The organism is Bacteroides sp. D22 (assembly GCF_000163675.1).
Taxonomy (GTDB): Bacteria; Bacteroidota; Bacteroidia; order Bacteroidales; family Bacteroidaceae; genus Bacteroides; species Bacteroides xylanisolvens.
In genome coordinates, this window is sequence record NZ_GG774795.1 from 252,814 (window position 1) to 278,397 (window position 25,584).

At 40.6% G+C, this 25,584-nt stretch carries 18 protein-coding genes; 10 read left to right on the forward strand and 8 right to left on the reverse strand.

Annotated elements, in window-relative coordinates; all coding sequences use genetic code 11:
• Positions 1-206, forward strand: a 206-nt coding sequence (locus HMPREF0106_RS25515) for a transposase (RefSeq protein WP_009038781.1), incomplete at its 5' end; no start/stop codon positions are given.
• A gap of 557 nt (positions 207-763) precedes the next feature.
• Here HMPREF0106_RS25515 and HMPREF0106_RS27315 read toward each other — a convergent pair.
• Together HMPREF0106_RS27315 and HMPREF0106_RS25525 are read right to left on the reverse strand one after the other, a co-directional pair.
• Positions 764-940, reverse strand: a complete 177-nt coding sequence (locus HMPREF0106_RS27315; RefSeq protein ID WP_009038782.1) for a GNAT family N-acetyltransferase — start codon at positions 938-940, stop codon at positions 764-766.
• 29 nt (positions 941-969) lie between these two features.
• Positions 970-1,122 carry a hypothetical protein gene (locus tag HMPREF0106_RS25525; RefSeq protein WP_009038783.1) on the reverse strand — a complete coding sequence of 51 codons (153 nt, stop codon included), beginning with the start codon at positions 1,120-1,122 and terminating at the stop codon, positions 970-972.
• A gap of 285 nt (positions 1,123-1,407) precedes the next feature.
• Between HMPREF0106_RS25525 and HMPREF0106_RS23265 the strand changes: the two genes are divergently transcribed.
• Positions 1,408-2,007 carry a DsbA family protein gene (locus HMPREF0106_RS23265; RefSeq protein ID WP_009038784.1) on the forward strand — a complete coding sequence of 200 codons (600 nt, stop codon included), beginning with the start codon at positions 1,408-1,410 and terminating at the stop codon, positions 2,005-2,007.
• A 35-nt stretch (positions 2,008-2,042) separates the two neighbouring features.
• Here the strand turns inward: HMPREF0106_RS23265 and HMPREF0106_RS23260 are convergent, their stop codons facing one another.
• From HMPREF0106_RS23260 to HMPREF0106_RS23255, 3 genes are read right to left on the reverse strand one after another with little or no spacing between them, the layout of a single operon-like run.
• Entirely contained in the window at positions 2,043-2,246 is a 204-nt protein-coding gene (locus tag HMPREF0106_RS23260) for a DUF3791 domain-containing protein (protein ID WP_004299389.1), read from the reverse strand.
• A gap of 20 nt (positions 2,247-2,266) precedes the next feature.
• The gene (locus HMPREF0106_RS25530) at positions 2,267-2,401 is read right to left on the reverse strand and encodes a DUF3990 domain-containing protein (RefSeq protein ID WP_004326183.1); all 135 of its coding nucleotides are present in this window, start codon (positions 2,399-2,401) and stop codon (positions 2,267-2,269) included.
• Complete coding sequence (locus HMPREF0106_RS23255) at positions 2,398-2,664, reverse strand: DUF3791 domain-containing protein (protein ID WP_004299387.1); 267 nt, start codon at positions 2,662-2,664, stop codon at positions 2,398-2,400. Before HMPREF0106_RS23255 ends, HMPREF0106_RS25530 begins: the two co-directional genes overlap by 4 nt.
• A gap of 330 nt (positions 2,665-2,994) precedes the next feature.
• On the opposite strand from HMPREF0106_RS23255, the gene HMPREF0106_RS23250 reads away from it, so the two are divergent.
• Positions 2,995-3,474: an HU family DNA-binding protein gene (locus tag HMPREF0106_RS23250; RefSeq protein ID WP_004313515.1), complete on the forward strand. Its 480-nt coding sequence runs from the start codon at positions 2,995-2,997 to the stop codon at positions 3,472-3,474.
• A gap of 141 nt (positions 3,475-3,615) precedes the next feature.
• Entirely contained in the window at positions 3,616-3,861 is a 246-nt protein-coding gene (locus HMPREF0106_RS23245; protein WP_004299385.1) for a DUF4248 domain-containing protein, read from the forward strand.
• 22 nt (positions 3,862-3,883) lie between these two features.
• Here HMPREF0106_RS23245 and HMPREF0106_RS23240 read toward each other — a convergent pair whose 3' ends face one another.
• From HMPREF0106_RS23240 to HMPREF0106_RS23230, 3 genes are read right to left on the reverse strand one after another with little or no spacing between them, the layout of a single operon-like run.
• A complete protein-coding gene (locus HMPREF0106_RS23240) occupies positions 3,884-5,254 on the reverse strand; it encodes a TolC family protein (RefSeq protein WP_009038785.1) in 1,371 nt (456 codons plus the stop codon).
• Positions 5,251-8,391 carry an efflux RND transporter permease subunit gene (locus tag HMPREF0106_RS23235; RefSeq protein ID WP_009038786.1) on the reverse strand — a complete coding sequence of 1,047 codons (3,141 nt, stop codon included), beginning with the start codon at positions 8,389-8,391 and terminating at the stop codon, positions 5,251-5,253. Before HMPREF0106_RS23235 ends, HMPREF0106_RS23240 begins: the two co-directional genes overlap by 4 nt.
• A complete protein-coding gene (locus tag HMPREF0106_RS23230; RefSeq protein ID WP_009038787.1) occupies positions 8,388-9,458 on the reverse strand; it encodes an efflux RND transporter periplasmic adaptor subunit in 1,071 nt (356 codons plus the stop codon). The genes HMPREF0106_RS23235 and HMPREF0106_RS23230 overlap by 4 nt, the downstream gene beginning before the upstream one ends.
• Before the next feature lie 180 nt (positions 9,459-9,638).
• Between HMPREF0106_RS23230 and HMPREF0106_RS23225 the strand changes: the two genes are divergently transcribed.
• From HMPREF0106_RS23225 to HMPREF0106_RS23200, 6 genes are all read left to right on the forward strand, one after another.
• On the forward strand, positions 9,639-10,508 hold the full coding sequence (locus tag HMPREF0106_RS23225; protein WP_009038788.1) for an AraC family transcriptional regulator: 870 nt from the start codon (positions 9,639-9,641) through the stop codon (positions 10,506-10,508).
• Between the two features lie 260 nt (positions 10,509-10,768).
• Positions 10,769-14,770: a two-component regulator propeller domain-containing protein gene (locus HMPREF0106_RS23220; protein ID WP_032850947.1), complete on the forward strand. Its 4,002-nt coding sequence runs from the start codon at positions 10,769-10,771 to the stop codon at positions 14,768-14,770.
• A 33-nt stretch (positions 14,771-14,803) separates the two neighbouring features.
• Entirely contained in the window at positions 14,804-17,671 is a 2,868-nt protein-coding gene (locus HMPREF0106_RS23215) for a glycoside hydrolase family 2 TIM barrel-domain containing protein (protein ID WP_009038790.1), read from the forward strand.
• 95 nt (positions 17,672-17,766) lie between these two features.
• A complete protein-coding gene (locus HMPREF0106_RS23210) occupies positions 17,767-19,338 on the forward strand; it encodes a sialate O-acetylesterase (RefSeq protein ID WP_032850948.1) in 1,572 nt (523 codons plus the stop codon).
• A gap of 49 nt (positions 19,339-19,387) precedes the next feature.
• Positions 19,388-22,408, forward strand: coding sequence for a DNRLRE domain-containing protein (locus HMPREF0106_RS23205; protein ID WP_009038792.1), 3,021 nt, complete (start codon positions 19,388-19,390; stop codon positions 22,406-22,408).
• Positions 22,409-22,522: 114 nt separating this feature from the next.
• On the forward strand, positions 22,523-25,582 hold the full coding sequence (locus tag HMPREF0106_RS23200; RefSeq protein WP_009038793.1) for a SusC/RagA family TonB-linked outer membrane protein: 3,060 nt from the start codon (positions 22,523-22,525) through the stop codon (positions 25,580-25,582).
• The last annotated feature ends 2 nt before the right edge of the window (positions 25,583-25,584 follow it).

Sequence of the window (25,584 nt, forward strand, 5' to 3'; positions counted from 1 at the left end):
TTGAAGAATATGGATACGATACATTCACAACAGTAGCAAACTCTATTGAGAATCATTATGAAAGGATTCTGAACTTCTTTGTGAACAGGAGTACAAATGCAGCAGCGGAAGCATTTAATGCTAAAATCAAAGCATTTAGGGCATCATTTAGAGGAGTAGTGGATATGAGCTTCTTCCTTTTTAGGCTAGCAAAGGTATATGCATGAAGGGAATTGACTAAACTTAATCCCCCAAGAATTACAACTGAGCCATAGCTTCTTGAATGTCGCGTCTTTCAGACATCTGTTTTGTTGTGAGCCAATTTGACATAAAAAAACGGAACTAGATTAATAATATCAACTAGTTCCGTACCTTTTATTATAAAAGAGTACGGAGCTGCCACAATCCCGCAAACAGGAGGTAGTAGCGGCTACCTTTCAGACACGGGCAGACAGCCCGTACCCTATGAGAAGTCATAGAAGTACAGGCGTCTCCCGGTGTCTGAAAAAAAATCCGCTACGATTTCCTGTTCACCGAGGAAACGCACAATCGCATACCACAAAGGCATACTACGTTCCAATGACAAAGGTACAAATACTTTTCGGAAAATAACAAGAGAGAGGTATAAATGTTTAGGAAAGAAAACGAATGATGATTGTATAATTAAAACGTATGTATATAAAAAAAGGCAGGTTTCAATAAGTTTTTTGTTTCGTATATAAAATAAGGGGCACACCATTTTGTCTCGTATACAAAACAAAATATTTAATAAAGCTGCTCTAATCTAGAGCACAATATCATTCAAGTCAAAATAAAGCAAACGTGTAGCAGAATCCACATCTTCATTATTCAAAGGAATAAACCCATTTTTCTCATAAAAAGGAACAGCTGCTGCATACGCATCTACAGTTAAAAAGCGACAACCCGTTTTATTTTCAAGTACATTACTTACAGCTAACAAAGCTTCCCGATAAAGAAAAGGTTCGTATTTTATTTTTTAAAGATTTTCATTGCCAGTTCATAGTCTTTCAACCTTTTTTCCCGCTGCTCCGGCGTTTCACTACGCTTCTCTTTCATCCGTTCTTCAAATCGCCGAGCATCTTCTCCGAAAAGTATCGGAGTTTCCTTAATTGATCTTGCCATACTTATACAACTCCTTTCTTTGGGTTTATACGCTACAAAAGTAATTGAATAAATCAGGAAGTGCAAGTTATAACGAAGTTATCTTATTCAAATAAGAAACCACTCTACAATTAAAGCACCTCTCTCTTACATAAACTACCTACTTTTGTAGCAAATAACAATTCGTTCCACCTAGGTAGAACTAAACAAATACCATGGTCGAACCAAACGATAACCAAGGTAGAACTAAAGAATAACCTTGGTAGAACGAATTAATAGTAGTAATTAATCCATTAATAATAGAATATGAGTGCTTTATATGACTTATTTGAAAATCCACCGTCACCTGACGGAGAGAAACAACCGCTACATGCCCGTATTGTCTCCAAAGGAACCGTAGATAAAGAAGAGTTTCTGGATCGTGTCCACAAATTCACCGGTATCAGCAGAAGTTTATTGGCAGGAGCCATGGAAGCCTTTGCCAATGAAGCACGGGATTTACTAGCCGACGGCTGGAATGTAGAAATGGGAAACTTCGGATTCTTCTCTACATCGTTGCAATGTCCGCCGGTTAAAGATAAAAAAGAAATTCGGGCAGCGTCTGTCCAAATGAAAAATATTAATTTCCGCGCAAGTCGTCCATTCAAGAAAGAAGTAGGCAACAAAATGAGGCTGCAACGAGGAGAATCTATCACACGCCCTAAGAAAAATAGTATCTCCCGTGAGACGTGTCGCGAGCGCCTCAACACATATTTGAAAAATCACCTATTCATCAGCCGGACAGATTATAGCCATCTGACAGGACGAAATAAAAAAGTAGCTATTGAAGAATTAAATTCCTTTATCACTGACGGAATAATACGGAAAGAAGGGGTTGGAAAGTTGACTGTATATATAAAGGTATAAACTCTTGGAACACAGAATTAAGAGCCACAACAAGATTATTGCTGTTGTAACTCAAGTATGATTTCATCAGTGATGTAGGCATCACTCAACGTTATAAGCGGATATTGTTTATTAAGAAGCAATGCATATACCTTACTATTATAGAACAAGTGCAATGCTTTTTCGGGAGAAATATTCAAACGCTCCGCTAATTGCATCACCACACGAGTGTATTTATTCCATACTAATACATCTATCATAAACGCAGGTTATTTTATTGTTATATATTCTTTGAAAGAGAGACACTCGTCAATGAGACGTTGATTGAGAATCCTTTACCAAAGTCGAGGTTTTCGCGTCCGACACCGACCAAAGGATACTCTACGGCCTGCGTACTACCATGATAGACCTTCATACAGATTCTCCTTTTTCTTTATAATGGGCTTCCCAGTTTTCAAGAGCTTCTACCAACGTATCGGCTATGTACTCACGACTCTGGGTGTGAAGCATGTCATATCCACTTATCAGGTATTGACGGATAAGATTCAGTTTTTCCAAACGGTTATAGAGAGTAGGAGCCGGAATACCCAACTTCTGGGCGGCACTCTCAATGGCAAAAATCACAAACTCCATGACTTTGCCATCAACAACGGGGGCTGATTGGCTTGAATGTAGCATAGCTATACCTCTATTATCTTAATGTAATATGTACAAATATAGTGTTTATTCTTACAACGTTCATCGTTTTTCGGCATATTTTATGATTATCAAGAACATTTGAGTATCGTGAAACTGATTGAAATATTCCCTATTTGGAAATGGCTATTAAAGCAGAATATATAAGGATCTATAAATCAGAATCATACAAACAAAATAAATAAAAGTGAATCAAAGTACGTACATCTAGGACCGTTAAAGCACCTCCCCGGAAAGTGCCCATAGTATCTTTGCATCGTGATCACAAAGAGAATTGATAAGTAAAGTAATTAATTTAAAAAACAAAAAACTATGGCACTTAGATACGTCATTAAAAAAAGAACATTCGGTTTTGATAAAACTAAAGCTGAAAAGTATGTAGCACAAAATGTAATCACCAATACGGTGGATTTCAGAGATTTGTGCGAGGAAATCACTAAAGTAGGAATGGTTCCCAGTGGAGCGGTAAAATTTGTACTCGATGCTTTGATCGATACATTAAATCTCAACCTTAGAAAAGGCATCTCTGTTCAATTAGGAGATTTCGGATGCTTCCGTCCTGGTATGAATTGCGAAAGTCAGGATACTGAAAAAGAGGTAGATAGCGATACGATACGCAGAGTGAAAATCATTTTCACTCCGGGCTACAAATTCAAAGAGATGCTAAGTAAAGTCAGTGTTCAAAAAGCGGTAGCTTCCGATGATGGTTCCATCAGCCCGGAACAACCGGACCCCAACCCGAATCCAAACCCGGATGACGGCAAAGGAGAAGCACCGGACCCGGCAGCATAAGATTAATCATCAGCCTTTAAAAGCAGGAAAACAGTACCGCCTACGGGCGGATACTGTTTCCCAAAGTATTCCTGTAAAAGACTTGACAACGCCTTTTTTATTTTGTATCTTTACCACATCTTAAAACATTAAAATATCAACATGAAAGAATTGCCATCAGAAGAGGAAGAAATTCCGTTTCGCATTAAAACTTATAAGAAAAAGGAATTGGCTTGTATGTACAATCCGAACATTACACCCCGTTGCGCCATACGCATATTCACCAAATGGATTAAAATAAATAAAGAACTGCTCCGGTTATTGACTGCCACAGGTTATCATCCGCGTACACGAACGTTTACTCCCCGGCAGGTACAAATCATCACCAGTATTCTGGACATTCCATAAGGATGCCAGAATACTGGTTTTATCATTGCAGTTGTCCCGCCGCTTTCAAATAAGCCACATAATTCACATACAATTGGAAATGGGCATCCACTTTCGTCTGATAAGCCTGCTGCCAAAGCACTTGTGCTTCCAGATAATCCGAAAGAGTTTCCAGTCCCACTTCATATTGCTTACCACTGACTTTCATATTCTCCTCTGCCTGTTCCAGCGAACGTTCGGAAAGCTCCGTTTCCAACCGGGCCTCATCCAGATTATTGGCAGCTTGCATCAACTCCAGCAACATCTTTTCATTGACATTTTCCTGTTCAAGACGAGCTTGTTCCAACTTCACTTTGGCAGACTTTACTTTATTGGTACGTTCGCCAAAATGAAACAGAGGGACAGAGACATTCAGGAATACGGAAAAAGCACCCTTTTTCATCAAAGTTTCATCATTGACTTCCAATCCGTGAAGATAATCATAACTACCTCTGACGCCGATACGCGGCAATAGTTCACTACGATTCAGCTTTACTTCCTGCTCGGCAATGGCTATTTGTTTGTTCAAGATTCCATATTCGGGACGGGCGGTAATATCAGAAACCTGCACTTTCCATTCCTGCTCCACTTCCGGAAAATCATCAGATATATCAATCTGTGCTGTCAAAGGGCGTCCGATGTAATGACAGAGATTCATACCCGCAAGACGGAGGGCGTTATCAGCCTTTCGCAAAGAAAGTTCACTCTCGTTGAGCTTCACCTGCACTTTCAGTACATCATTTTGCGGTTTCATGCCATGTCGGTGAGCACTCTTCACATTTTTGAAAAGTTCCGTTAGTAAGTTATGATATTTTTCCGCCACTTTTCTCATTTCCTTGGCTTTCACTAACTGCACGTATGCTTTATCTGTATTCAGAATAACTTCCGAAGTAGTTAAGGCTTCGTTCAAGTGTGCCATTTCTTTTCCCAGTAGTGACATTTTATAGGCGGCACGGATTTTTCCTCCCATATAAAGAGGTTGCTCCACTTGTATACCGCCCGAGTAAACAGTTCCGACCTTATAATCCAGATTCAATCCGGGAAAATAAGCGAAACCGCTCGATACCAGTTCTCCGGTAGCAGGATTGGGCAGGAAAACCGGAAGGTTTCCTCCCGGAACTCCGAGACTTCCATCCGCTGTGCTATAAATACCCGTTCCGTTGGCTGTAAAATTAGGGAAGAAATTGGCTTTATAACTAAGAGACATCAATCGGACTGCTTCCGTCTGCTTATTAGCGGCAGCCATATCCTTATTATATTTCAGTGCCATTTCACGGCATTGCGCCAGACTTAGTTTTTCTTGCGCGGCAAGAGAAACCGACAGGCCGAACAATACACCCGCTACACTAATGGCTACAAGAATTTCTTTTTTCATTTGTCTGTCTTTTTTATATGAAAGAATAATGCATACAAAATCGGGATAAAAAGCAACGTTATCAACGTGCCGAACAGCAACCCACCCATGATAGAAGCCGCCAACGAACCAAACATGGCATCCGGCAACAATGGAATCATTCCCAAAATCGTAGTCAGCGAAGCCATCATCACGGGACGGAGACGACTTTGCGAACTGTCTATCAATGCCGTCACAGGTTCTACTCCCTGATTAATTTGCAAAGTGATCTCATCCATCAAGACAATACCGTTCTTAATAATCATACCGATCAACCCCAATGTACCGACGATAGCCACAAAGTTGAATGTCTTCCCGGTAAGCAGCATTACAGCAACAACACCGACAAATACCAGCGGAATAGTACAGAAGATGATAACCGGTTTCCGGTAATCTTTGAACAGCATGATTAGAATGGATATCATCAGAATGATAGCAAACGGGAAATTCTTGAACAGATATTGCATAGACTTTGTGCTGGCGTTCCTCTCGCCTTGCCATTGAAGCCGATATCCGTCAGGCAGCGGAATCTGTTCAATCTGCGTGGCAATGGATTGCCGCGCCTTCTCCGTTTCTACCCCCGGAACAGGAGAACATTGCACCCGTTGGCTACGCTGCCCGTTATAACGGGGAACCACCGGATCTTCCCACTTCACATCAATCCGCTTACTGATTTGTTTTAACGGAGTTGTTCCCATCAACGTTTCCACCAGTTCTTCTTTTGATAGTGTTCCTGTCTTCAGTTTCATCATCATTTCCTGTGTCAGCAAACCGTTCAGAGAAGGAAGAGACGAGAATATCTGCGTATTGTCCAGGTTTTCAATCGGATTTCCGTGTTCGTCCAGGCAACGCAAGTAGATATTATCTTTGTGAATACCTTCGTAGAAAGACCCGATAGGGATGCCGCTGGTAGCGGTCAGTAGAGATAGGCTTACATCATTACGGCTCAATCCGATAGCACGTGCCGCAGGCTGGTCATATTCAATAGTCAGTACCGGAATTTGCGGTTCCCAGTCCGTGGTAATCAGGTAAACATCCGGGCAATTCTCCATAATCTTGCGGGCACTGTCTGCCAACTGATGCAAAACAGCAGGATCAGGACCGGTAAATTGCGCTTCAATAGGATATTTTTTGAACATCAGATTGTAGCGGTTCATCTTTACGTAAGCATCCGGATAATGTTGTGAAAGATATTGTTGAATTTCCGCCATGTTATCCACCAAATCGTCCGGAGAGGTGAAGTCGATAATCAGTTCACCGTAAGATAAGGAAGGATTGGCTACGTTACGCACCAAGTTATAACGGGCAGGTGTACCACCGATAGAAGTAGTGACGTGTGTAACTTCCGGACGCTTTTTCAGGTAAACTTCGATTTCTTCCAAGTCATGTGCTACACGAGTGGAGTTAGTCCCTTCCGGCAATTTATATTCCATGTAAAGCTGATCGTAGACCATATCCGGGAAAAAGCCCTGCTTCATAAACCGATAACTGAAAGCCGAAAGCAATACCAAAGCAATCATTGTAAACACAAAACTCCAACGATGTGCCAGACTGAATTTCAATAATGAACGGAGCACAGCATAAATCTTTCCTTCATACACACGTTTTCCGGCAGCAGTAGTTGCCGCAGAGATTTCCGGATGCAAAATCCGGTCAGCCATCAACGGGACGTGCACCAAAGCCAGCACCCAGCTAAGCAACAGGGAAACAGCGAGTACGATAAACAAATCGCGCGTATAGACGCCTGCCGTATCAGGCGACATAAAGATAGGAAGAAAAGCAATGATGGCAATCAGAGTAGCTCCCAGCAGAGGCATCGCTGTCTGCCGTCCGATAGCAGTCATTGCTTCCATCCGGCTCTTTCCGGCTTTCAAATCTACCAAAATACCATCGATGATAACAATTGCGTTATCCACCAGCATCCCCATCGCAAGCACAAACGAAGCCAATGAAACACGCTGCATCGTACCATCCATAAAATAAAGGAACAGGAAGGAACCGAATACCGTCACTACCAGGCTGATACCGATAATCACCCCACTCTTGAACCCCATAGCGATCATCAGGATAACGACTACGATAATCACAGATTCTATCAGATTAAGAATGAACGTCCCCAACGAACTGCCTACGCGTTCCGGCTGATAGAAAACTTTATGACACTCTACTCCTGCTGGAAGGCGTTCGACTTTCAGTTGCTCCAATTTCTTTTCCACTTGATGCCCCACTTTGATAATGTCGGCATCCGAAGAAGCGGCCACCATTATTCCTATCGCACGCTGACGGTCATAAAACAATTCGTTGCGGGTAGGATCTTCATAATCTTTCTCAATACGGGCTATATCACTCAACCGCAACTGATCGGCATCATGTCCCTGAATCAGCATACGACCGATATCCTCCACCGTCTTAAACTTGTCACTGACTGTCACCCGGATACGATTATCGCCATTATCATAGTAACCAGTATAAGTCGTTTGGTTCTGTCCGTTCAATGTGGCTAGCACTTCGGCGGGTTTCACACCCAAGTTAGCCATCCGGTCTTGCAAAAGAGAGATATTAATACATTCGGGACGTTTACCGTATAAGTCGACGCGTTCCACCCCATCCAGTTCGCTGACTTCACGTTTCACCAGTTCTGAATAATCAGACAGTTCCCTATCGGAAAGTCCGTCACCCGTCAAAGCGAAAAACATTCCGTAAACATTTCCAAAATCATCTTTTACAATAGAAGGACTGGCACCTTCGGGAAGTTCTGCCTGTGCGTTCGCCACTTTACGACGCAACAGATCCCAGCATTGTTCTACGTCCGTCTCTTTGACAGTCGTTTTCAGTTCTACCTGAATCAGGGAGAGATCGTTGTAGGAATAACTTTCCACATTATCTATATTCCCCATGGAGCGAATATTCTTCTCCAGTACATCCGTCACCTCTAATTCTACCTGATGCGCAGACGCACCGGGATAGGTGGTGACTACCATGGCAAGCTTTACCGTTATTTCTGGGTCTTCCAGTTTACTCATTTCATAACTGGAATAAGCTCCTCCTACAATCAGTACGGCAATCAGGAAGTAGATTAACTTCTTGTTCTCAAATGCCCATTTACTAATATCAATCATAGCAGTCCTCCCACATTGGTTTCAGCAGCCGGAAGAAGCGGTTCCACCTGTTCTCCCTCTTTTACATGATGCACCCCCGAAGCGACAACCAAATCACCGGGATTCGCTCCGTCTGAAGTAATCAGGCATCTGCCGTCGCTAAGCAGACGGGTTACTGTCACATCACAACGGCGAATAGCGTGACTGGAAGCATCATAAAGAAAAATACTCGTACGTCCGTTCTCACGAAGGATCGCTCCGCTGGGAACCAACAGGTTACGCACATCTCCTTCACTACATTCGATAGTTACCATTGTATTCATGCCGGGCGATGGAACTGCCTGTTTATCTTCTTTTTTCAGTTGAAGCCGCATGGTGTACAACTGATTGGCATTTGCCTTAGGGGTGACACTAATCAGTTCCAAAGCATATCTTTGATGAGGATAAATATCGAATGTACAATAGTAGCGGGTAAACTGCTGTCGACGAATATATTCCACTGCCGGAAGATTAATCTCCACCTCCGGGCTTCCCTCACTGATGATGGAAACGACGGGCATACCGGCAGCTACCGTCTCATGGGAATCAAAAAGACGTTTCTGCACATATCCGCTAAAAGGAGCATACAAACGGGTGTATGCCAACTGGTCTTTAGCATGGTTATATTTGGCGGTAATCTGTCTCAATCCGTACACGGCCTTATCGTTAGCATCCGGTGTTGTCACATTTTCCTTATAAAGTGCCATCACCCGTTCCGCCTCCGCTTTCACACTTTGATATTCTGCTTCTGCTGCATCCAGCTGAATCTGATAGTCTGTCGGATCTAATTCTGCCAATAATTGCCCTTTACGCACATAGGCACCGTCATTTACATGCATATACTGAATAGTACCACTCACCCGGAAAGACAAACTTATATCTTGTGCTGCTTTCACCCGTCCCGGAAACTGTAAAGCTATTTGTTTGTCAGCAGAAAGTATAGTGTCAATCTTCACTGCCGGATTACTGTCTGTGTTTTGTACACGTTGCCCACACGAAGTCAACAGAACTGCTAAAAATCCTGTTAATAAGAAGTCCAATCGTCTCATATTTTCACTTATTAGTTAGTTGCCACAAAAGTATCCCAAGCAAACATGAGGAGAAAGGTTGATTTAGACGAAACATTGTTCTATTTGTACGTTACCTAAGATAAAAAGCCGAAATAGTTTGCTATTTGTATTTATTTGTTTGTTACTTTGTAAAGAAATTCATTTCAACAAAAAAGGAATATGGAACCACTGATGCCATTCAAGTATGTTATAATATCTCCGGAGGATACTTCCATGAAAGAAGGATGCATTATTTCCGAATTCAACCAATGCGGACTTTTCCTCTGCCAGAAAGGACAGGCGGAAATCCTGCTGGGAGGTAGACCATATCAGATTAACAAAAGGAATCTTTTCATATATACTGCAGCCAACCTTCTACAGATACGCCAAAGAAGCGCAGACCTGGAAGGAATCATGATAGAGGTCGATCTGGATTATATCATACCGATAGTAAACAAAGTAGCCAACTCGGAAAACTTGCTTTATTTGCGGGAAAATCCCTGCCTGTCGCTCTCTGAAGAGCAATATACATTTGTAGAAAACTTGCTCAAATCTGTAGAAAAACGAATTAACAGGGAGAATATCTGTAACAGTTCCCGTCAGAAACAACATTTAATTTCTGAATTAATCAAATCCTGGGGACAGGTGATATGCTATGAGTTATTAAACATTTATTTCAGTAACGAACCCCAAACACCACTGCCACAGGATAAAAAGGATAAGATCTTCCAAAATTTCATGATTACCCTTTATCGATATTATCGTCAGGAACGTGATGTTACTTTTTATGCAGACAAGCAATGCTTGTCCGCCCGATATTTTTCTTCTGTCATCAAGGAGAAATCAGGGAGCAGTGCTTTGCAGTGGATTATACAGAATGTCATTACAGAAGCTAAATATCTGCTCGATAATACCGATTTAAGTATTAAGGAAATAGCAACCAAACTCAACTTCCCCACACAATCATTCTTCGGGAAATATTTCAAGCAGTATGTCGGTATATCTCCTAAAGAATATCGGAACAAGAAGACAGGCTTGTTGCCTTCTTGAGTCAGCAAAACAAAATTCTGTTCTTTTTTGATATTACAATAATCTGAATTGGAATATAATCAATAGAAAAGGATTATTCGCCGATTGCGTACAATATTGATATATAATCGTCCTATTCTTATATTAAAAACGACTACCCAACACTACCTTTGTTACCAACCGATTATTTCAGGAAGATTGCATTAGTTAAACAAGCTGTTTTACTTGGTATACTCCGAAAATAATTCATAAGTTTGTTTTGTATTAAAGGAGTCCATTGTATGTATAAGAAGTATATTCCATTTCTTTTATTATTAATTTCTACTCTTTCGTTTGGACAAAATATACACTTCCAAGCGATCGGAGTAGAAAATGGCATTTCACAACCCACAGTCACGTCTATTTATCAAGATGAATTCGGTATTATCTGGATAGGAACCAAAGATGGTCTGAATCGATACAACGGTACTGATTTCCATATATTCCGCCCGATAGAGAATGATAAAAACAGCTTGTACAATAATAATATAGGTACTATCTGTGGCGATAAAAACGGTCATATTTATATCCGTTGCAAGTATGCTGTAGTAGAATATGATATCAAAAAAAACATTTTCCATACTATCCGTAACAACAATATCCAGGCCATTGACTACGGTAACTCCCGGTTATGGGTTTGTACGAGAGATTCATTGTTTACATACAACCGAAAAGAAGATAAACTAGAGTATTATTACCACCTGGACAGTGTACGCATATCATGCGTCACTGAAGATCATGAAGGCAACCTGTATGTAGGAACGATGAATAAAGGCTTGTACATAATAGATAGTAATAAGAAATGGCTTAATTATCTTCCCGAGAAAGATATAACCTGTATTTATGAAGATTCCAAAAAGAATATTTGGGTAGGAACTAAGGATGACGGACTTTTCCGTCTGGACAGAAATGGCGTACAAATCAACTATAAGGACGGACCTTATAAAAACAGACTTTCCAGCAATTATATCCGTTGTATTGTTGAAGACAATCAGGGCAATTATTGGATAGGCACTTTTAAAGGTTTGGACAAACTGGATACCACCAACAATATTACTCATTACAGCGAAGACAACAAGCCTTACAGCTTAAGTAATTCTTCCATCATTTGTATGATGAAAGATCAGCAGGGCACTTTCTGGATAGGTACCTACTACGGTGGAATCAATCTATTCAATCCCGATTATGAAATCTACACCTACTATTATCCCGATGAATCACAAAAAGGTAAATTGACATCCCCTTTTGCCGGAAGAATGAAAGAGGACTCCAAAGGTGGTATTTGGATTGCAACAGAAGGCGGAGGAGTGAATTATCTCGATAGAAAGACCAAGAGCTTTATCGAATATAAACACAGTAACCAAAGTAATTCACTTGCATCCAATACAATTCAAGCTTTATATCTGGATGAAAAGAATCAGATACTATGGATAGGAACGTTAAAAGGAGGATTGGATAAGTTAAACTTGAAAACACAGAAGTTTACCAACTACAGACATGTTCCCGGCCAAAAGAACACATTGATTAATGATATAATCCGGAAGATTATTCCATATAAAGGGAACTTGCTGCTGGCTACCCACAACGGCATCGGTTTATTTAATCCGGAAACCGGAGAATGTACCAAACTATTAACGGATAGCAAACTCAACAACAGGCAAATCATTGATATGCATCTCGACAAGCATAACAATTTGTGGTTTTCCTATTATTTGGGACTGGTAAAATATAATATAGCAACTCATAAACGAGATGAATATTTTGTTCCCAACACTTCCGAAAAAGTCATAGGAAGCAACCTTATAAACGTACTTTTCGAGGATAAAAAAGGGAATATATGGGCTGGTTCTTCCGGAGACGGGATATTTCTATACCAACCTGAAACGAATACATTCAAATCGTTCAATTCACAAAATTCAGATTTGATTAACGATTATATTCTGGATATAAACGAATCTCTTTCCGGTTATCTTTTGATAGCAAGTAATCAGGGCTTTTCACGGTTTGACATGGAAAACGAACGGTTTTATAACTATAACAAACAAAATGGTTTTCCGATGACAGCATTGAATCCCTACGGATTGTTTGTCGCCCATGATAATGAAATATTCCTATCCGGACCTAAGATGATGATCTCTTTCTTCGAAAAAGAACTGAATTCTTATGTTAAACCTTATCAGCTGAACTTTACTTCATTGGAAGTTAACAATAAACTCATACTACCCAATGACGGCTCCGGCATCCTTTCCGAGTCAATCTTATATCAACCACAAATCACCCTGAACCATAATCACTCCATCATCACAGTTAATTTTTCGTTATCAAACTATGTATCAGTATTAAGAAATCGGATTTACTATAAACTGGAAGGGTTTGATAAAGACTGGATGAGTGCCGGTTATCGTAAAGGGATCACTTACACAAACCTGAATCCGGGTAAATACAAGCTAATAATAAAAAGCTCTGAAGAATACTCCGGAAGAGAAAGTATTTGTAAGGAGATAGATATTGTGATAAAACCACCTTTCTATAAATCAACATGGGCGTACTGCCTTTATGGCATTATAATAATTATTTCTATATACATAATAGTAAGTTTCTATTCTTCCAAATTAAAATTGAGGGCCTCACTCGAATATGAGAAGAAAGAAAAAAAGCAGATAGAAGAACTGAACCAGTCAAAACTCCGCTTTTTCACCAATATATCACATGAATTCCGTACTCCGCTTACTCTGATTGTAAGTCAGTTGGAAATGCTAATGGAACGAAATGATATTCAACCGTTGGTATACGGCAAATTAGTAGGCATACATAGAAATACGCTACGTATGAAACGTTTAATTACCGAACTTCTTGATTTTAGAAAACAAGAACAGGGATTCGAGAAGTTTAAATACAGTAAGCAGGATATTTATTCGTTTCTGGAGGAAATCTATCTGTCTTTCAAGGAATACGCCAGAGGCAAACAAATTATTTTCGAATACTTTAATAAAGATCGTTCACTGGATGTATGGTTTGATGTAGTGCAACTGGAAAAGGTTATTTATAACTTGTTGTCGAACGCTTTTAAATATACACCTTTGGGAGGTACGGTTTCATTATCGGTACAAGAGTATGAAAACAGCGTTATGATACTTATTTCAGATACGGGAATAGGCATTGCCGAAGAAAATCTGAATAAGATATTCGACCGTTTCTATCAAGTAGACAGTCTGGACAACCAGAAAGGCACAGGCATTGGCCTGGCGCTTGCAAAAAGTATTATCGAAGCGCATAAAGGAAAAATCGGTGCCCGAAGCCGGGAAGGGAAAGGGACGACATTTGTCGTTGAGTTACCTTTGGGAGACAGCCATATTTCGGTTTCACAAAAAGTGGAGACTCCTGATATTGATTCATACTGCATTTCATTACTGAAGATGGATGATGAAAAAATAACGGAAGAAATACCGGAGGATGAAAATTCTGACAGGACAGAAGAACCTTCGAGTAAAATACTGATTGTCGAAGATAACGAAGAATTACGAGAGCTGTTAGTACGTTTATTCTCCAAAGTATACTCGGTTTATGAAGCCCAAGACGGTGAAGAAGGTTTTGAAAAAACCAAAGAAGTGCAACCTGATATTGTGCTTAGTGACATCATGATGCCCAAGATGTCCGGAATAGAAATGTGCCGGATGATAAAAAGTAATTTTGAAACTTCGCACATACCTGTCATACTACTCACAGCACAGACTGCGGAAGAATTTACTATACAAGGGTTAAAAATGGGCGCAGATGACTATATCACTAAACCTTTTAATGTGAAACATTTGTTTATGCGTTGTAATAACCTGGTGAACGGCAGAAAGCTGTTACAGAAAAAATATGCTAAACAAATGGATAACAATGTAGATATTTTGGCAACCAATGGTGCCGACCAGCAATTTTTGGAACAATGTGTGACCTGTATTGAACAAAACATCGATAATCCCGATTTTGATGTGAATATGTTCGCACAGGCTTTAAATATCGGACGTACCAAGTTATTCCTAAAACTAAAAGGAATAACAGGACAGACGCCGAATGATTTTATTTTAAACGTCAGGTTGAAAAAAGCACAAATGCTGCTGATTCAGTCAGATACTAAGACGATTTCGGAAATAGCTTATGAAGTAGGTTTCAACTCTCCAAGTTATTTCATTAAACGATTCAGAGAACTGTTCGGGATAACACCGGCACAGTTCCAAAAGGGAATCACGGAATAAATTTATAATCTATTTTAATACAATAATAATACTATGAGAACAAAACTATTAGGTGCTTTTTGTCTGTTATTCCCATTATTATCGGTTGCTGCCGATATTCAAAGAATAACTCCTATTACTTCTGACAATAGTGTCAAAATAGAAGTGACTTTATCGGCAGAAGCGGGTGAACATTTATTGCTTGATGCCACCATTGTCGGCTCACAGAATAAAGAGAAACTATGCAACTTTTCAAAAGAATATCTCTTTAATCATAAAACCGATACGACAGTTATACTGGCTACAGATCAATTAACTCCGAAATTATGGAGTCCGGTTTCGCCTGTACTTTATGACCTTACACTAAAAGCAGGAAAGCAGACTTTTCAGAAGAGAATAGGATTCAGAAAATTTGAGATGCATAACGGTGTCTTCTATTTAAACGACAAACCAATCTACCTGCGGGGCAATGCCATAAACCCACCGGAACGCGGCATACCGGAACAACTGGAGCAAAGTAAAGAGTTTGCACGTGACTATGTGCGATATATGAAAAGCCTTCATATCAATATCATTCGTATCCCCGACAACCAAAACTGGATGGATGTATGCGACGAAGAAAGAATGATGATATTCGCCGGTCGGTACGGTCGTCCTAAACACGCAACAAAAACAGCTCCTCCAACAGATTTTGAATTATCACTTAAAACCTATAAGGAAATAGATTTAGGTCCGTTTACCTCCCATCCTTCTGTCGTAATTTATATTTTATCCAATGAAATGCCCTACGAAGGAAAGGTAGGTGACTTATACAGGGATTTTCTTACTCGAATGTATCAAGAACTTAAAAAATGGGATAGTACCCGTTTGTATATTTGTAATGCCGGCTATGGTCTAGGGAAATCAGCAGATATCTATGACGTACACAGGTATTGGGGATGGTACTATAACTCTTTCCTCACCTACCTGAATATGCGCGACAAGGATATGTGGCAAAATCCGGGAAAAGTACAGCCCATTACCTTCACAGAATGTGTGGGTAACTATACCGGTATAGACGGACGCTTTAACCTTTGTTCGAGAACCAAGCAACCCGGTTCTCAAAAGTGTTGGACAGGACATTTGCCTGATGCGGAACAAGCAGAAGCCGCCATGGCCTATCAGGCATTTGTTCTGAAAAATGCGACGGAGCTATTCCGCCGCTTGAGAAGCCAGAATGATTGTCTGGCTGGCACCATGCCTTTCACCATTGTATTTCACCATTGGGACGGAGTAAGTTCTTTTGCCGAGATGAAGCCCAAACCGGTCGCCAGGCAATATCAACTTAGTTATCAACCCATACTATTGAGTTGGGAAAACTGGCAATCACAAATATATGCAGGAAAGAAGCTATCGGTAGTGGCACACGTAGTGAATGACGATGATTACGGTAATGGATTGAGCAATGCCCGCCTGCATTGGTGGATTGAGCATGAAGGCAAGATAGTAATATCGGGAGAAAATGAATTCCCGTTTGTCCCTTATTATGGAACCGATAAATTACCTCTCACTATCAATATCCCACAGAATCTACCCACTGGAGATTATCTATTAAAAGGAGAGATTTATTCCAAAGACAAAAAGGTGTCATATAACGAAAGCGAATTATTTATTGCCGGAAAGGATTGGAACAACCCGGCTGATACAGAAACAACAGTTTTTGTATATGACACTACCCCGGAACAACAAACATTAAACTGTTTACAAAGAAAGGGATATTCCGTGAAAACAGCATCCTCATTGCCAAAACTCCCTATGCACTCCACATTTGTCATCGGTAAAGATTCGTGGGATGATAACCTTGACAGACAAACCGAAGAATTAAAAGCGTATGTCAATAAAGGCGGTCGCATTATTTGCCTTGAACAGAATCAAACCACTTTCAACTCATCCTGGTTGCCCGTAAAAGTAAAATTCCTGGAACATAGTAATAACGATCCGGTTTATCTGTCACCGTCTCTGGCATACAAAGATGGCATGAATATCAATCTGGAACGTCCTTATCATCCGATTTTCAGTGGATTGAATCCACGTATGTTCAGGCTATGGGCTGACTATACTTCTTATGATGAGTCGAAGAATGGCTTCCCGGCCATCTATCCTGTAAATACGGGTTATGAGTTGCAATCGTCCTCAATAGAGGATGTGGCAATTCTCGCCAACTATAGCCGTGCCCTGGCTGGTACAGCTTTATCCGAGTTGTTTGTGGGGAAAGGTTCTATCCTTTTATCCGGATTTGACTTGATAGACCATTGCGAAGTAGATCCTGTAGCCGACAAACTTCTTTCCAACATAATTCAGTATATGGCTGTCAATAAGAAGCATGAACAGTATGTAGCCGTAAACGATTCCATTATTTGGGGAGACTATGCCTCTGAACGGGGGATAGTTAATGCTCCATGTAACGGTTTGATGGTGAATACAATTCCTATCATTCCAAAAGGACAGGAAGAACTGCCGAAGTATAAAGTGCAGGTTGATGAATATGGATATCAATATGCAGGCTCCTACGGAGGCTGGAATTCGAAACCGGGAGTGCAATATGTCACATACGGCAGACGTCCGATGGCTCCATTTACTTTCTCACGTGGAGGTAGCCCCATTGTCGATACATCTTTAACCGTTGGCGAAGGTTACTTTTATCTGGCACTTCCCCGAAAGGCAAAGACGATGGTTACTGTATTGGAGAATCCGGTAGACGAGCCTCTTAACATCAGTCTTTCGGTCACGGACGGAACATGGGAAAAGTATATCATCCAACCCAAACAACAGTTGATTATCAGAACGAATATCTCTCATCTGAAAAACAAGATGAAAGTGACGCTGAAAGGAGACAGGCGCACCATATTATTAAAGACTATAATAAAGCAAACCCAAAAGTAACTTCCGTACAATGTTGCTTCTTAAAAGAACGATTTTTATATCTTATCATATACAAAAGCAGGATATTTGCCCATGAATTTATAATCAGGCAAACTATGAAACGCATATTATTTTCTTTCTTTTTATCACTGATAACAATACTATCCTTTGCAGCTGACGGATTTACGGTAGCAGATGTCTTTACGGACCACATGGTATTGCAGCGAAATGCCATAATAAAGATATGGGGAGAAGCCCAAAACGGTTCACTGGTTGAGGTCCGGTTTGCAGGGCAGCTTCGGAAAGTAAAAGCCATTCAGGGAAAATGGCAAGTGACATTGAAGACCGGAGAAGCCGGAGGGCCCTATAAATTAGATATTATAAACGGTAATAATAAGGTTAGTTTTCAAGATGTTTTAATAGGTGACGTATGGTTGGCGGGTGGTCAGTCGAACATGGAATTCGCTTTGCGCAGAGTAAAAGATGCTCAAAAGGAGATTAGTTCGGCCGACTATCCACAAATACGTTATTATAAAGTGCCGAGAAAATTCTACCCGGAACAGGAAGTGTCCAAAGCATCATGGAGGGTATGTTCACCGCAGACAGCACCGGAGTTTTCTGCTATCGCTTATTATTTTTCCAGGAACATACATAAAGAGTTGAATATTCCTATCGGTATCATCCAAATTCCGGTAGGAGGAACCACGGTGGAGGCCTGGACAAGCAGGTCACTGCTGATGTCGGACAAAGACTTCCGCCCGATAGTACAGCATTATGACAGTATAGTGAATTCTTACGGGTCGGACGGGTACGAAAAACTATACAACCGTTATGTTTCAAGTCTGGCAGAGTATCACCAGTTGAACGCGGAACAAAAGAAGTATATAGACAAACCGGTGGAACCTATGGGAAGAAAGAATTTCCATAGACCGATAGGATTGTCCGAGACAATGCTAAACACTGTTATTCCTTACACATTGAAAGGTTTCCTCTTTTATCAGGGAGAATCAAACACAGCCCGCGGAGCGCAATACCGCAAATTGTTTCCTGCCATGATAAATGAATGGAGAACTGCTTGGGGACAGGGAGATATTCCGTTTCTCTTTATTCAGTTACCCAGATTCGAAACGAAAACACGTTATTGGTATGAACTACGTGAAGCGCAATACCTTACCTCGCACCATGTAAAAAATACAGCAATGGTTGTCGCTTTCGATCAGGGTAATCCGAAAGACATTCATCCCATAGTGAAAGACACAGTAGGCTGGCGGTTGTCTCAATTAGCACTAGGAAAAGTTTATGGTAAAAAAGTTGTTTGCCAGGGGCCGGAATTCAAGAAGATGACGAAAACTGCCGATGGATCTTTGTTACTTGATTTTGCCAATGCCGGTACAGGACTCGTTAGCAAAGACAATGCAGCAACACTTTCAGGTTTCACTGTTGCAGGTAAAGATGGTAAATTCTATCCCGCTGAAGCAATCATCGTAGGCAAAAATCAAGTAAAGGTGAAAAATAATCTGGTGACAACTCCCGTAGATGTCCGTTACCTCTGGGTGAATAGTGCCGATATGAACTTATTTAATAAAGAAGGTTTTCCGGCATTTCCTTTCCGTACAGACAAGTATCGGTTAGTAACAGAAGGCGTATATGTTAATCCGGAACCGAAAATATGCAGAAGCAGCTTATAAGGCTTGTTACTCTGAAGAATAAATACATACCATAAAATACAAAAGATTTATGTACCTAAGAAAATGTTTGGTTTTAGTTTATGGAGCCATGGTTATACCTTTCGTGGGTATATCTGCTGATAATGTGAATGTGGCATTGCACAAACCAGTAATAGCTTCTTCACAACAAAAAGAATTTCCTGCATCCAATGTAACTGACGGAGTTATTTCGCGCAAATCTTCCTGGACAAGTGCCAAAGGCGCTCGTACCCCGCATATTCTGGATCTTAATTTGCAAAAATATTATGATATCGACAGGATAGTTATCTACACGGGAATTCCTGAACCGGAAAAGACGGAACAAGAGAAAGGACAAGCTCCCGGCTTCTGGGCGATGAAGAACTTCAAAATTCAGTATTGGGACGATGCAAACTGGACAGACTTGCCTAATACGGAATGTACGGAGAACCGGTTGGATAAAATCGAATTTACATTTACCCCACAACTCACTACTTTCCAGCTTCGACTAATCTCTACTGATGGGGAACCTGTTACCATCAATGAGTTTGAAGTATATGGCAAAGAAAAGAAAAATATGATTGTTCCTGTTATACAGAATGAATTGCCAGATAGAGTTCATAAAGAATTTCCTAAAGACATGCTTGTAACAGTCAATAAAGATGTAATAGGCAATACCATGAAATATGTAGCTTACAATCAAGGATATTATATGCCCGGTAGCAACATCTCAGGTTGGCTTGAATATTCTAATGTAAACAGTTTACGCGTATGGACATCCATGAATGATTACGTACCCGAAGAGGCAGTAAATTATCAGAAGAACTTGAATACACTAGAAGAGTTTGAAGCGTACAAACATGAATTACGAAGTAGTCCGGAAAAAAATAACTTCATCAAATGGAAACTGATTCTGGAAAGATGCCGTAAGCAACAATTCTCCACCAATTCAATGGTGTTTGAATATGCTTTACTTGAATTGAAACGCTTGAACATAGATGTAGTCCTACAGATGAATTCAACAGACTTTGACCATACATGGAGCAATAAATGGAAACAATGGCAACGCTTTTATGCCCTGGCATTTTACGCAGCCAAAACGGGTGACGTGACAATGTTCGCCATGCAAAACGAACCTAATCACCGACATTCTGGTCCGATGAAAATCACACAATATGTAGATGCCATGAAAATTGTGTCAGATGCTATATATTGTGCTATACAGGATGTAAACAAACTCTATGGGAAGCATCTGAAATCACGTTTTGTAAGTCCTGTCACAGCAGGCTCCAATGCTAACTGGTGGGCGGAAGTTGTGAAAAGCCTGCGCATCGATTATCGGGGATTCCCTTCTGACAGAGACTTGCTGGACATATTCTCGACACACTCTTATAATCTTCCGGCAGCAGGATATGTATCCAAGGTTTCAGACATACGGAAGATCATAGTAGACAATCATCCTTTAAAGCGCTCTCTTCCGATAGTGTATACTGAAACCGGGCGTTGGATGAATGCCTATCTCATTGACAAATACGAGACGATGGACTCCCCTTCCCTATTTACCGAATGGGCAGGTGAATACACCAACAATACTCTTAACCAGGGGTATGGTATGTGGGCCTTCAAATTTGCCAACACAACCAGCAACACCTATCCGCGTGGTATTAAATCGGGACATCATTTTATTTGGCAAGGCAAGAGAATCGTAGAAGATGCTTACAATAACGTAGCATTGGGGAAGAAAGTCATTGATTTGACTTCTTCACATCCTGCACAAGTGAAAGTGATCACCGACGGCAACAAGACTGATGCCTCCATGTGGACATCTGTGAATACAGACGAAAAGAAATGCCTCGAAATAGATTTGGGAAAGAGTTATTCTTTGGGTGCGGCCGTGGTATATACCGGCTCGGAATACGGAGTCTACACAGGTCCGGACCGCGTGAAGAATTTCCGGTTGCAATATTGGGAGGGCACAGGTTGGAAAGATATTGAAGAAACTATTGAAAACAATGCTCGCTATACGCAATCTTTCTTTCTATTTAAGACTCCTGTGACAAGTTCGAGAATTCGTTTTATTGCTACTGATAAGGGCAGTATCAAGGTGAGGGAGATAAAATTGTTTGATGAAGAATCAGTAAAAAACATCCCGGAATCTTATGATATAAGTGGTATTCAGCGGACGGGCCAGGTAGTCCGGCTTTTTGCAAAAGGTTTTAAGGACGAACGACCGCTATTGGAAACAGTGAAATCAGTTCCCGATAATGAGGTAGATGCATTAACCTCTTACAACCCGAAAGAAATGCGATATTATATATGGCTTGTACAACGTAAACTCTCGCCAAACACACTGACTTTGGATTTAAAATCATTAAACCTCCCCACCGGTACAAAGGTATTTGCCGAAGAAGTAAGTGCGAATGCCTATGGCGAAGTGGTGTGGTCAAAAGAAATTTCTGAAAACGGACAACTATCGTTCGAACTACCGGCTCAAAGTGTGATGCTTCTTACTATCCCCGCTTGCCAAAGTACACCCTACACTTTGACTGCTACAGCAGATGCCACTATAAAAAGTGGCAGTAATAGCGAAAAGAACTTTGGCAAAATAAAAAAGATGAGTATAGAAATGAACGCTTCACAGATTAATCACAATCAGGTCAGCTACATCAAATTCGACTTGTCCAAAGTAGATAATATAAATGCGGCACTACTGCAAATTTATGGTAATTCGTCGGACAAGTATTCATATCGTTTCCATGTCTATGCCTTAGACAACTGCGATTGGAATGAAGTGTCCTTAAATTGGAATAACGCTCCTAATCTGGATAGGGAACAGATGCGTATAACCCAAGTAGGGAACACCGCACATGTAGCGGGAGAAATCGTAGTCGATAAAAATGCTTCATATCATCAGCTCGATGTTACTAAACTGATACGTAAGTGTAAGCAGAAAGAGATCACTTTCGTACTGATAAGGGAGCTCCGGCAATTGGGCGATGATTCGGACAATGGTAAAAGTTGCTATTTGGATACAAAAGAGTCTAACCATAAGCCGATATTATCAATTTGGTAACATAAACCAGGTAACCGTATGATTTTACTCTCTTTTCGTACAATCCTCTTATATTATATTTCTTTTTTTGAAGACTTTTGTTCAGCTTATTCAATAATTAAATCTTATGTATAAATGAAAAACAATCAATTAAAACTAATCTTGCCGGCTATTTTCCTAATGATTATGGTAGGCATACATGCGCAAAATGTACGAGTGACAGGTGTTGTGTCTGACGCACAAAGCCCATTGATTGGAGTGAATGTCCATGTGAAAGGAGGTACCACCGGTGTGATTACCGATATGAATGGAAAATATTCTATTGAGGTACCTTCTAATGCCACACTTGTATTCTCCTATATAGGTTATGCAGATCAAGAGCATAAAGTAGGTAACCGGAAAGTTATCGATGTAACCATGTCCGAAGACTCTAAATTACTGGAAGAAATCGTGGTAGTGGGTTACGGTTATCAAAAGAAAAGCGATATCGCTACTTCCGTTGCTTCCGTCAAGACCGATGAGATGAAAAGTTTCCCGGCAGGGAATGTGGGAGATATGCTCCGTGGACGTGTGGCGGGAGTTAATGTAACAAGTTCATCAGGCAGACCCGGATCTGCTCCTACCATCACCATCCGTGGAAACCGTTCTATCAGTGCACAAAACACGCCATTGTATGTTATTGATGGTTCAGTATCAAGTAGTGAAGAATTCAGTACCTTAAGTGCGGAAAGCATTGAGTCTATCGAAATTCTGAAAGATGCAGCTTCTCAAGCCATTTATGGTGCACGGGCCAGCGACGGTGTAATTCTTGTAACAACCAAACGTGGTATGCAAGGTAAAATGGAAGTGAATTATAACGGTTATGTAGGTATTCAGTCTTTATGGCGTAACTTCGATTTTTATTCTCCACAAGAATATATGATGCTTCGAAGAGAAGCAATGGCAAACGATAAAGGCATTATTGACGCCCGCGAAATCTCTGTTGCAGAAGCTTTGAGCGACGAAATAATGAGTGAAGTCTGGGCGAATGGAGAGTTTGTCAACTGGGAAGATCTGATGTTGAAGAATGCTCTTTACCAGAACCATGATTTAACCGTACGTGGCGGAACTGACAAACTCCGTGTTTCAGCCGGCCTCAATTACTTTGATCAAGACGGTATGGTAACGACCGGCTCGGGATATAAAAAAGCAGCTTTCCGCCTAAATGTAGACTATAAAGTGAATAAATGGGCTAGTTTCGGAGTGAATACTTCCTACGCATTATCCAAAAGTGAACGTGAAGATGGAAATTTTACGGAGTTCATTACCCGTACTCCGCTGGCTAAAGTATATAATGCAGATGGTAGTTATACTAAATATATCGATACTGCTAACGATGTTAACCCACTTTACAGAGCACAGAATTATGCACGCGAAATAACGAATAACAGCTACCGTGTCAATATCTTCCTGGAATTGAAACCTTTCAAAGGATTTAATTATCGTTTAAATACTTCTTTCTATAACAGACAGCAGGAAGATGGAGAAGTGAAAGGTGTCAATTATCCCGGTGGAGGAGCAACTGCCAAACTAACCAATAACGAACAGAGAAATTATCTGATAGAAAACATCTTCACTTATGAGGTTCCGATAAAAAAACAACAGCATAAACTGACGCTTACTGCCGTACAGTCAGTAGACCATTCTCAAACGAAAGGACTGGGATATGCCACCAGTGACTTACCTGTAGATATGGATTGGGATTTTATATCCAACGGCCAATTTTCCGGCACACCTACGAGAACATTCTCTGAAAATAACTTGGTATCTTTCATGGGACGTGCTTCTTACATCTTTATGGATAGATACATTATGAATGTAGCTATCAGACGAGATGGTTCAAGCCGCTTCGGCAAGAACAACAAATGGGGTACATTCCCTTCTCTCGCCCTGGCATGGCGTGCAAACGAAGAGAGTTTCCTGCGTAATGTGTCATGGATCGATAATTTAAAACTTCGTTTGAGTTATGGCATTGTAGGTAACCAAAATGGAATTGGCAACTATACAACACTTGGTTTAACTGATCAAGAACGCTATGAATTCGGTGACAACTCATACATGGGTTATCTTCCAGGAAAAGAGCTTTCAAACCCTAATTTAAAGTGGGAACAATCACGCACAGCCAATATAGGTCTTGATTTTGGCTTCTTCAACAATCGTTTGTCAGGTACAATTGAATACTATAATACCCGAACGACAGACTTGATCGTTAAGCGTGAAATAAACTCCGTCTTAGGATATGAACAGATGCTTGATAATTTGGGAGAAACCAAATCACATGGTATTGATATCAGTATCAACGGCGACGTCTTCCGTACAAAGAATTTCACATGGAGTTTAGGAGCTAATTTCAGTCAGTATGCTAATGAAATAGTAAAGATTGACAATCAGGTCGATGAAAACGGTAAACCGTTGAGCCAACCGGGTAATAGTTGGTTTGTAGGTAAACCTATACATGTTTATTATGACTATTTACCGGACGGTATCTATCAGTATGAAGATTTCGATATCAAACGAAATGCTTATGGCAAATTGGAATATACATTGAAACCGACAATTGATACCGATGGCGATGGTATAGCTGATAAAGCCTTGACACGCGAAGATAATGTTGCTCCGGGATCTGTAAAAATAAAGGATGTAAATGGCGATGGAAAAATAAATGCAGATGACCGTACACCTATCTCCAGAGATCCGGACTTCACACTCTCCCTAAATACAACTCTCAAATGGAAAGGTTTTGATTTCTATATGGATTGGTATGGTGTGTCCGGTCGTAAAATCAGAAATGGCTATCTCTCCGAATCCAATAGCGGTGGTTCTTTACAGGGAAAACTAAACGGCGTGAAGGTGAATTACTGGACTCCATTCAACCCTTCAAACGAATTTCCACGACCTAGTCATAACACAAATGTCACTTATCATGGTTCCCTGGCAATTCAGGATGCTTCTTATATCCGCTTACGCACCTTACAGCTGGGATATACTTTCCCGACAACTTGGATAAAGAAACTCCAGCTACAGAAATTAAGAGTATATGCTACAGCAACCAATCTTCTGACATTTACAGACTTTTTGTCTTATAGTCCGGAGTTGACACCGGGGGCATATCCTGAATCAAAACAGTATGTATTTGGAATTAATGTTTCATTCTAATA